General features: G+C 65.5%; 10 protein-coding genes. 6 read left to right on the forward strand and 4 right to left on the reverse strand.

The features are described 5' to 3' along the window. Window positions 1-484: 484 nt before the first annotated feature. Both egtD and egtB read right to left on the reverse strand, forming a co-directional pair. Window positions 485-1,444, reverse strand: coding sequence for an L-histidine N(alpha)-methyltransferase (egtD, locus tag ACLF3G_RS29085; RefSeq protein WP_430672868.1), 960 nt, complete (start codon window positions 1,442-1,444; stop codon window positions 485-487). Then, window positions 1,441-2,646: an ergothioneine biosynthesis protein EgtB gene (egtB, locus tag ACLF3G_RS29090; RefSeq protein WP_430672869.1), complete on the reverse strand. Its 1,206-nt coding sequence runs from the start codon at window positions 2,644-2,646 to the stop codon at window positions 1,441-1,443. Before egtB ends, egtD begins: the two co-directional genes overlap by 4 nt. A 923-nt stretch (window positions 2,647-3,569) precedes the next feature. Here egtB and ACLF3G_RS29095 point away from each other — a divergent pair. After that, window positions 3,570-3,959, forward strand: coding sequence for a response regulator (locus ACLF3G_RS29095; RefSeq protein ID WP_430672870.1), 390 nt, complete (start codon window positions 3,570-3,572; stop codon window positions 3,957-3,959). A 588-nt stretch (window positions 3,960-4,547) separates the two neighbouring features. Beyond that, window positions 4,548-4,988, forward strand: coding sequence for a response regulator transcription factor (locus tag ACLF3G_RS29100; protein WP_430672871.1), 441 nt, complete (start codon window positions 4,548-4,550; stop codon window positions 4,986-4,988). A gap of 119 nt (window positions 4,989-5,107) precedes the next feature. Here ACLF3G_RS29100 and ACLF3G_RS29105 read toward each other — a convergent pair whose 3' ends face one another. Together ACLF3G_RS29105 and ACLF3G_RS29110 are read right to left on the reverse strand one after the other, a co-directional pair. Further along, complete coding sequence (locus tag ACLF3G_RS29105; protein WP_430672872.1) at window positions 5,108-5,266, reverse strand: hypothetical protein; 159 nt, start codon at window positions 5,264-5,266, stop codon at window positions 5,108-5,110. A gap of 18 nt (window positions 5,267-5,284) precedes the next feature. Beyond that, entirely contained in the window at window positions 5,285-5,527 is a 243-nt protein-coding gene (locus ACLF3G_RS29110; RefSeq protein WP_430672873.1) for a response regulator, read from the reverse strand. A 125-nt stretch (window positions 5,528-5,652) separates the two neighbouring features. On the opposite strand from ACLF3G_RS29110, the gene ACLF3G_RS29115 reads away from it, so the two are divergent. From ACLF3G_RS29115 to ACLF3G_RS29130, 4 genes are all read left to right on the forward strand, one after another. Beyond that, on the forward strand, window positions 5,653-6,222 hold the full coding sequence (locus ACLF3G_RS29115) for a response regulator (RefSeq protein WP_430672874.1): 570 nt from the start codon (window positions 5,653-5,655) through the stop codon (window positions 6,220-6,222). 117 nt (window positions 6,223-6,339) lie between these two features. Beyond that, window positions 6,340-6,618, forward strand: coding sequence for a hypothetical protein (locus ACLF3G_RS29120; RefSeq protein ID WP_430672875.1), 279 nt, complete (start codon window positions 6,340-6,342; stop codon window positions 6,616-6,618). A gap of 300 nt (window positions 6,619-6,918) precedes the next feature. Then, window positions 6,919-7,335, forward strand: coding sequence for a transposase family protein (locus tag ACLF3G_RS29125; protein WP_430672877.1), 417 nt, complete (start codon window positions 6,919-6,921; stop codon window positions 7,333-7,335). Window positions 7,336-7,543: 208 nt separating this feature from the next. Beyond that, window positions 7,544-7,869 (forward strand): hypothetical protein (locus ACLF3G_RS29130; RefSeq protein WP_430672876.1); only part of this gene is annotated, 326 nt, incomplete at its 3' end.

The raw sequence follows: 7,869 nt of genomic DNA on the forward strand, positions 1-7,869 counted from the left end.
ATCAGCCTCATCGCGATCAGCGCATCCGCAGCGCAGCTGCCCTCAGCGCGGCTCGCCGCGCGCTGAAATCGCATTCTTCACGGGCGACTAAGTACCCTCGCTGAGGCCTCAAGCGACGGGTTGCACGTCAGCGGATGGGCTCGCTGCCCCAAAATCAGGAGCGATGGCGCTGCCCATATGGATCTCGCTGAACGCCTTACGCTGAACGCGCGTGAGGAGGCCTTTGTGGGTGAACTCCAGCCTCGCCATAAGCATGCCGGCCAGCGCGGCAATCGGAGGGTGCCGGGGATAGGCCCGGCCGCTGGGTCGCCGAGCCATCTAGGCAACGTGGCAGAACCAGCGTGGGTCATTCGGTATGCCGCAGCCGAGGAGGGTCAGGTTCGATCGGCCCCGGGCAACGACCTCCTCAGGATAGTTCGGTTCCTGACCAACTGCCATGGTGGCGAGCCGGCCCTTCTGCGGATGCGGACGCCGCCAGCCCTGATCAGCCATGCAGCAACCAGACTGAAAACAGTCTGTCGGGGTCTGTCCACATCCTCGCCTTGCACCAGCCGGCGGCAGCGGCCAGTGCCTCAATACGCTCCGGACGATACTTGTGGCTGCTCTCGGTGTGGATGCTTTCGCCGGCGGCGAAGCGGAACACCCGCCCGGCCAATCGGACAGACTGCGCATGAAGCGCGACCAGATGCATCTCGATGCGCTCCCCCGCTGCGTTCCACAGGGCGCGATGGCGAAACCCGGAGAGATCGAAATCCGCCCCAGCCTCTCGATTCAGCCGCCGCAGCAAGTTCAGGTTGAAGGCCGCCGTCACGCCGCTGGCGTCGTCATAGGCGGCTTCGAGCACCGCGATGTCCTTCACTAGGTCGGCGCCGAGCAGCATCTGTGATCCGGGGCGCAGCGTGCTGCGGGCACGCTGCAGGAAGCGGCTTGCATCCTGCGGCTCGAAGTTGCCGATGGTGGACCCCGGAAAGAAGCCGAGATGCGTGGCGCTGCCCGCGGTGCGCCCGGCCAAATCGAACTGCTGCGTGAAATCCGCCACGACGGGCTTCACCGGCAACTCGGGAAAGGCGACAGCAACGCGGGAAGCAACCGCCGTCAGCCACTCCGGTGCAATGTCGACCGGAAGATAGACTGACGGCGCCTGCAGTGCCTGCAGCAACTGAACCGCCTTGGCGCCGTCGCCCGGCCCGAACTCAATCACGGCGGCGCCGGGCCCCACGGCATTAGCGATCTCCGGACCACATTCACCGAGGATGCGCACCTCAGTGCGCGTTGGATAGTACTCAGGTAGCCGGGTGATCGCTTCGAAGAGCCGGGCGCCCTCCGCGTCGTAGAGCCATTTGCAGGGCAGCGTCTTGCGCGGCAGGGACAGGCCTTGCAACGCGTCGGAAATCAGCGCGGCGCGCTGTGCCTCGGCAGGACCAAGCTGACGCGCGCCGCTCATGCCCCATCCTCCGCCAGCCGCAGGCCACTGAACTGCCAGCGGGCACTTGGCGGGAAGAAGTTGCGGTAGCTGCGCCGCGAATGCGCGGGGGCCGTCGCGAGCGAGCCGCCCCGCAGAACCATTTGGTTGATCATGAATTTGCCATTGTATTCGCCGACCTTGCCGGCCCATGGCTGGAAGCCGGGGTAGGGCCGATAGGCGCTGCCGGTCCACTGCCACACAGGCCCATCGGCATTGACGAAGCCAGGCAGAGCGGCGGCGGCCTCCCATTCCTGTTCCGTTGGCAGCCGTTTGCCCCGCCAACGTGCGAACGCTTCGGCCTCGTACCACGAGATGTGACGGACCGGATGCTCCGCTTCGACGGGTTGCAGGCCGCCAAGGCCGAACTGCATCCAACTACCGTCATGGCTTTCCCAGTACAACGGGGCGCTCCAGCCTTCCGCCTGCCGCGTCGTCCAGCCATCGCTCATCCATAGCAGCGGATCGCGGTATCCGCCCTCCTGCATGAACTCCTGCCACTCGCCGTTCGTCACCAGGGAGCCTGCGATGCGGTACGGCGCGAGATAGGTACGGTGACGCGGCGTCTCGCTGTCGAAGGCAAAGCCGGCTCCATCGTGGCCAATTTGAATGACTCCCTCTGGCCCATCGAGAAATCCAAACGGTTGCGTCGCGGCCTGTGGGTCCTGCCATTCGGGATCGTAGGGCGGGCGCAGCGGATTGGCGCTGAGCGCATGAAGGATATCCGTCAGCAGCAGCTCTTGGTGTTGCTCTTCGTGCTGCAGGCCAAGCTCCACCAGCGCAGCGGCCTGTTGCGGCGGGTCGAGCAGCAGCCGCTCCATTGCCTGGTCCACGACCGCACGATAGTCGGCAACTTCAGCAGAGGACGGGCGTGTGACCATGCCGCGCTCCGGCCTGGCATGGCGTGGCCCGGCACCCTCGTAATAGGAGTTGAAAAGAAATCCGTACTCCTCGCGAGGGCGACGGTAGCCGCGTTGTAGCGGGAGCAGCAGAAAGGTCTCGAAGAACCAAGTGGTATGTGCGCGATGCCACTTCGTCGGGCTTGCGTCTGGCATGGATTGGATTACCTGATCCTCCGGCGAAAGCGGTGCGGCCAGCGCCTCGGTCCTCGCGCGCACCGCCCGATAGCGTTCCAGCAATGGGCGCGCTTCTGTGCGTCGATCTGCAGGAAAGATCGCATTCATGCGTAGGTCTCCTCACCGCATGCGCCATGCGCATCATCGGGAAAGCGGCGTCTTCGGGTCGTGCACGTAGAATGAACCAGCAATAAGCCTGAAACGTCGTGCAGGTTCCCGAACAGAAACATCGGTGCCCCCAGCGACGTCAACGCTTAGGCGTCTGGGTGTTGAGGTGGCGGGCGGAGGTCGTATGCCTCCAAGCCGATTACGTACCATCAGCGCATGGACGCCCCCCGAAGGAATGTTGTTGAAGCCGATGAGCCTTAACGATGCCGCGGTCTTGGTGGAGGACTTCGCGAGGCGAGGCCTTGCGCGAGAGACGTGCTACTCTGACCGCGGCTGCACAGCATTGGCCGGTGCCGCATCGGCGCGATGTTCCGCAGCGTCCGGCACATCACTCGTTTGCCGTCGTTGTCGAGTCCTCGTCTGACGGATCCGCGTCACTATCGCCGTGCTGCGTCTTCCAGCCACCGCCGGCCAGTTGGTCGAGGCTTTGGCGGGTGCGGCGCATCGTCGCCTCGGCCTCGCGCAGGGAGGCCTCGAGGTCGCTGTCGTCAAAGGCTGGCCGTAGAAGGGCGCAACGGGGGCGGGCCAGGGCCAACCGGCAAAGCCGCCCCCGCTGCCATCCAGAGCCGGTGATCCCGCACCGACCGTGGACCAGATCTACGTGGGGCGGCCTGGTACCGGACCAAACTCACGTCACCAGGAACCGCGCGCCACCGCGGGCGCTAGGAGGCTATCCTGAAGCACCCTGACACTGGCCCTGGCATCCCTGCCGGGGCCTTTCTTTGTCGGAGCCATCGGAGGAGCCGGCATGCGTCCGCCTGGATCCAGAGAGCCGGGAGTGCGGCACGTCGCCAGCTTACAAGGCTTCTTGTATCGTCATCGAAATAGTAGCACTATGCGGACTATCCTCCGGCATATGCACCATGACGTGCCATGTCCTTGTTGTTGAAGACGAAGCCCTGCTGGCCATGATGGTTCAGGATCTGCTCGTTGAGAACGGGTGCGAGCCGGTCATGGCCGCGAACGGCCGGCAGGCGTTCGCGCTCATTTCCCAGGCCCAGATCTTCGATCTCGCGGTCATCGACCTGAACATCCCCGAGGGCGACGGTGCCACCGTGATACGGGCACTGTGGAACCGATGGCCGGTGCCGGTGATCGTCAGCACAGGCTATCAAGACCTGTCGCATGAAATGCGCGAGGCGCTATCGCCCTTCGCCGCTCCGCTCGAAGTGATATCGAAGCCCTGGAGCGAAGCCGTGTTCCTCGATCTGGTGCGGCGGCTCCTGCGGCAAGCGCAGGGACGCCCTACCTGATCGGCCGCCACGCATTCGCCTCGATCCGGAGCGCGCTGCTAGGCGAGCCGGCGGCAGGAACGAAGCTGGCGCAGCGGGAGCGGACGGACGGGACCACCCGCCCCCGGCGCATCCAGAACCGTCGTAACTTTCGGCGGCCGGGATCGGACACAAGGCGTGCCCGGCAAACCCGGTAAGCACCAACCCGGTAGAAGTACCCCGGCATCGCGGCAAGAGCCGCCACGGCCGCATCATAGCCATGGGATTTTCCCACCGCGCCGAGCGGCCGAGCATGTAACCGGCGTGCATCCAAAACAAAAACGTTGCTGATCATAGCGGTTATACTCTACTCTCTTCCTCGTGATCAGTCAGCGGCGGCAGACAAGGGTCGCCAGCGTGAGTTTCTTTACTTCAAGTGATTCTCATCTTCCTCTTCCGGAATAAATCGCTGACCTTACGCGCCTCTGGGCCGTCCTGTCGCGCAAGAACCGGAAGGCGCTCCTGGTCTTCGCTCAGCCGCAGGCCGCGGCCACGGCGCCGCTCCCGCCGCTCGACCCGCCCCGCCTGCACTAGCCGCCCGAGCAGGCGGCACCCGAACCGGAGGACGCCGTGCCGATCCCCCGTCACATCCTGGTCGTGGAAGACAACGCCTGCCTGCGCGTCTTGTTCGTCGATGTGCTCTCGGCGGAGCGCGATCTGCTGGTCGATACCGCCGCCACCATCGCCGAGGCCGAGGCCCTGCTCGGCAGCCCCGACGCCGCCTACGACGCCATCCTGCTGGATCTTGGCCTGCCCGACGGCGACGGCCGCGACCTCTGCCGGCAGCTGCGTCAGCGCGGCTTGCGGATCCCCATCCTCCTGCTGACCGGCGCAGTCGGCGAACAGGACCGGCTCGACGGCCTGGACTGCGGCGCCAGCGACTACCTCATCAAGCCGGTCCGCATCGCCGACCTGCTGGTGCGTCTGCGCGCCCAGCTGCCGGCCCTCGACGCCGCGGCCGCCGCCGCCCTATCCACGACCACCCGGCACCTCGACGACGCGCGGCATTGAGGTTGATTGCGGAGGGCTGCTAGCCCTGAGGCAGCCAAGGGTAGGCGCTCGCCGACATCAAGGCATCCGAGCCCTCACCGAACGCCCCCCGCAGCGACCCTATCCGCGGCGTGGCCCGCCTATGCCGACATCCGCGCTTGCGGCAGGAACCGCCGCACCAGGTCGAGGAACTGCGCTTCGTTCCACGGCTTCGAGATCACCTCGACCGGCGCCGCGAAGGGCGACAGCAGCGCGCGCTCATCGCCCGACAAGTCCTGGTACCCGGTGCTGACGATCACCGGCACCGGCCATCGGGCTCAGAGCGCCCGGATCACACTGGCCCCATCGCCTCTGGGAATGTTCAGGTCGATGACGGCCAGGCTGAACGAGGGTCCTTGGGCGATGAGGGCCAGCGCTTCTGCGCCGCTCCCGCAGACAAGCGGCTCGCATCCGCTCTCGAGCAGCAAATTCTCGATCATCATGGCGACGGTGGCGTGGTCTTCGACAAGAAGGACGCGGCACCTCATGGCGCATAACCCCGGACACGACTTGTCCCACATGTGACCGATGCAGTTTTAAAGCAAACTGCTGCATAGCTCCTGAGCCGCGAAGGGGCTGCGCGAGCCCAGATGACATTGCAGGCCGGTGGGCCTCGCGGCGCAGCAGGCTTCACCGTTGTGTCAGGATGCCATCGGCAAGCGCGGACTGGTTCCAATTCCGGCCCGCCAGCCCAGGAAATCGCTTGTTAACAGTTGGCTTTCCGACCATGAGCACGAAGGGGTGGAAGCGAGGCCGTGCCGTGGACGTTCTGTTAGTTGAGGACAACGAACTGCTTCGCGAAACGCTCGAGGACGAACTGGGCGAAGCCGGATTAAACGTCCTCGGCCTGGCCTGTGCCGAGGCGGCGCTATCCGCCGTGAACGACAACACCGCCCCTCCAACCGTGATCGTGACGGATGTGCAGCTGGGTCCTGGCATGAACGGGCTCATGCTCGCAGCGGAGCTGCGTCGTCGGTGGCCGGAGGCGAACATCCTGGTGATGACCGGCGAGGTGGAGAACCTGGCCGGGCTGAGCGACGGGGAGCGTTCATCCTGCTTCATCAAGCCTTTCGAGCCGGCTCGGCTGACCGCCGCCGTCAAGAAGCTGATGGGCGCTGCTGGGTCCGGAGGCTCGCCGCGCGCATCCTGTGGCTCGGCCCGGCCTGCTCCGGCGGCATCGGTGCCGCTGTCGCGCCAGAGAAGGCCATCCGGGTGACCCCTCACAGGCCAGCCGTAAACTTCCGCGCTCCCCTCCCCGTCCCGCATCGGCGCCAGCCGCAGTTTGTGAGGCACTCTGGCGACGGCTGCCGCGGCACGCCCTATATGCGCCGGCATGACGCTCCCGGCAGATCCGCCGCCCCCAAAGCCCAAGCTGACCGCCGAAGCACGCCGTGCCCACGAAGCGGAGCGGCTGAAGATCATCCGCCTCCGCATGCTGATCGGCCGGGCGCCGAGCGAGCGAGACCTGACCACGCCCGCCACGATCGGCGCCACGCTCGACATGTCACCCGGCGAAGCCCTCGCGCTGCTGAGCCGGAAGCAGCGGCGCGAGGGCGATCTCGCCCTGCTCGAGGCGATCGCCATCCGGCTCGGACTTTTGGACCCAACCTGACGGCGGGGCCTCCGGCCGATCCGCGAAAGCAGGTGACGCCGATCCTGGCCGCGTCCATCGCCACCACCTAGCGTGCACCGCGAACGACGATCGCCGGGCGGATGACGCCGCGGCGGCTCGACCGCTCCGGTGCCCGGGCACATCTGCCTGCCAATGAGGCACGCCGAGCGCGGCTACCTGAACTAGCGGTTTCGCTAGGATTTCCACACTTTCATCCCAAGAAACTGTGGAGAAATTTGCTGCCGTGGATCGGCATGGCGCACGGGCTCAGGCGCAATTAGCGTGCCGGCTTGGGTGGTGATGGTAGGGTGCTGTCATCGAGGGAGCGCTACCAATGAACCTCCTCGACCCCCGTCCTCTTTGCCTGCGGGTTTTCTGGGCGACGCGTTGGAACTGGGTACCGATCGCCTCACCATAGTTGCCCACCCGGTGGCAGCAGCCTGCTGCTGCCTGTCTTGTGATGAGCCGTCCATCCGAGTGCACAGCCACTACCAGCGGCGGCTGCTTGACCTGCCCTCGCACGGGCGGATTGTCGAACTTCAGCTGCTTGGGCGCCGCTTCCGCTGCCGCACGGCCGCCGGCGTGCGTCGGACCTTCGTGGAGCCGCTACCGCTCCCGGTCGGCCAGCGCTTTGGACAACGGACCTCGCGTCTGGACGGCCTGGTCCAGCATCTCGGCTTGGTGTTGGGTGGCCGTTCTGGCGCCGGCGCTGATTGAAGGCGCGGGTCCAGTCGAATCACCTCCGCTCCAGCGAGCAGCTTCGTCGCTCAACACGCAGTCAATGTTCGCTGTTGTTGTTCGCTGATCACGTGTATCTTGGGTATGTCCATGAGAAAAAACATATCTTAAGTCTTATTCTCTGATCCCGCATCGCGTTCTATTTTTTCGACATTCGTGCGTCCGCGCCAGTCAGGATTCCTTGCCGATGCGCCTGCCCGTTACGATTGGAATTCGGACAAGCATCTTCGCCCTCTGTGCGGCGGTCGCGTTGCTCTGTGGCGGCATCCTCATCATTACCGCGGCCGGCGTGGCGCGTGACATCACGGCGCGCAAGAGCACCGCGACGTTGCACGTCCTCGGGCAGGAAGTAGCCCGGCAGTTGGCGCGGTCGCTGCACGTGCAGTGGCGGGAATTGGAGGGCCTGGTGCGCTTTGCCCAGACCATTCAGGACCGCGACGCGCTCCGTCAGCGGCTGGAGACCATTGCTCATTTGAACGAGCGCTACGCCTGGATCGGCGTTGCGCGTCCTGA

The organism is Falsiroseomonas sp. HC035 (assembly GCF_050563525.1).
GTDB lineage: Bacteria > Pseudomonadota > Alphaproteobacteria > Acetobacterales > Acetobacteraceae > Falsiroseomonas.

What these genes read in the sequence shown, in the direction of transcription:
- egtD (WP_430672868.1), bottom strand. Translation starts at nt 1,444, where the DNA reads ATGAGCGGCGCGCGTCAGCTTGGTCCTGCCGAGGCACAGCGCGCCGCG.
- egtB (WP_430672869.1), bottom strand. Translation starts at nt 2,646, where the DNA reads ATGAATGCGATCTTTCCTGCAGATCGACGCACAGAAGCGCGCCCATTG.
- ACLF3G_RS29095 (WP_430672870.1), top strand. Translation starts at nt 3,570, where the DNA reads ATGACGTGCCATGTCCTTGTTGTTGAAGACGAAGCCCTGCTGGCCATG.
- ACLF3G_RS29110 (WP_430672873.1), bottom strand. Translation starts at nt 5,527, where the DNA reads ATGTGGGACAAGTCGTGTCCGGGGTTATGCGCCATGAGGTGCCGCGTC.
- ACLF3G_RS29115 (WP_430672874.1), top strand. Translation starts at nt 5,653, where the DNA reads ATGCCATCGGCAAGCGCGGACTGGTTCCAATTCCGGCCCGCCAGCCCA.
- ACLF3G_RS29120 (WP_430672875.1), top strand. Translation starts at nt 6,340, where the DNA reads ATGACGCTCCCGGCAGATCCGCCGCCCCCAAAGCCCAAGCTGACCGCC.
- ACLF3G_RS29125 (WP_430672877.1), top strand. Translation starts at nt 6,919, where the DNA reads ATGGTAGGGTGCTGTCATCGAGGGAGCGCTACCAATGAACCTCCTCGA.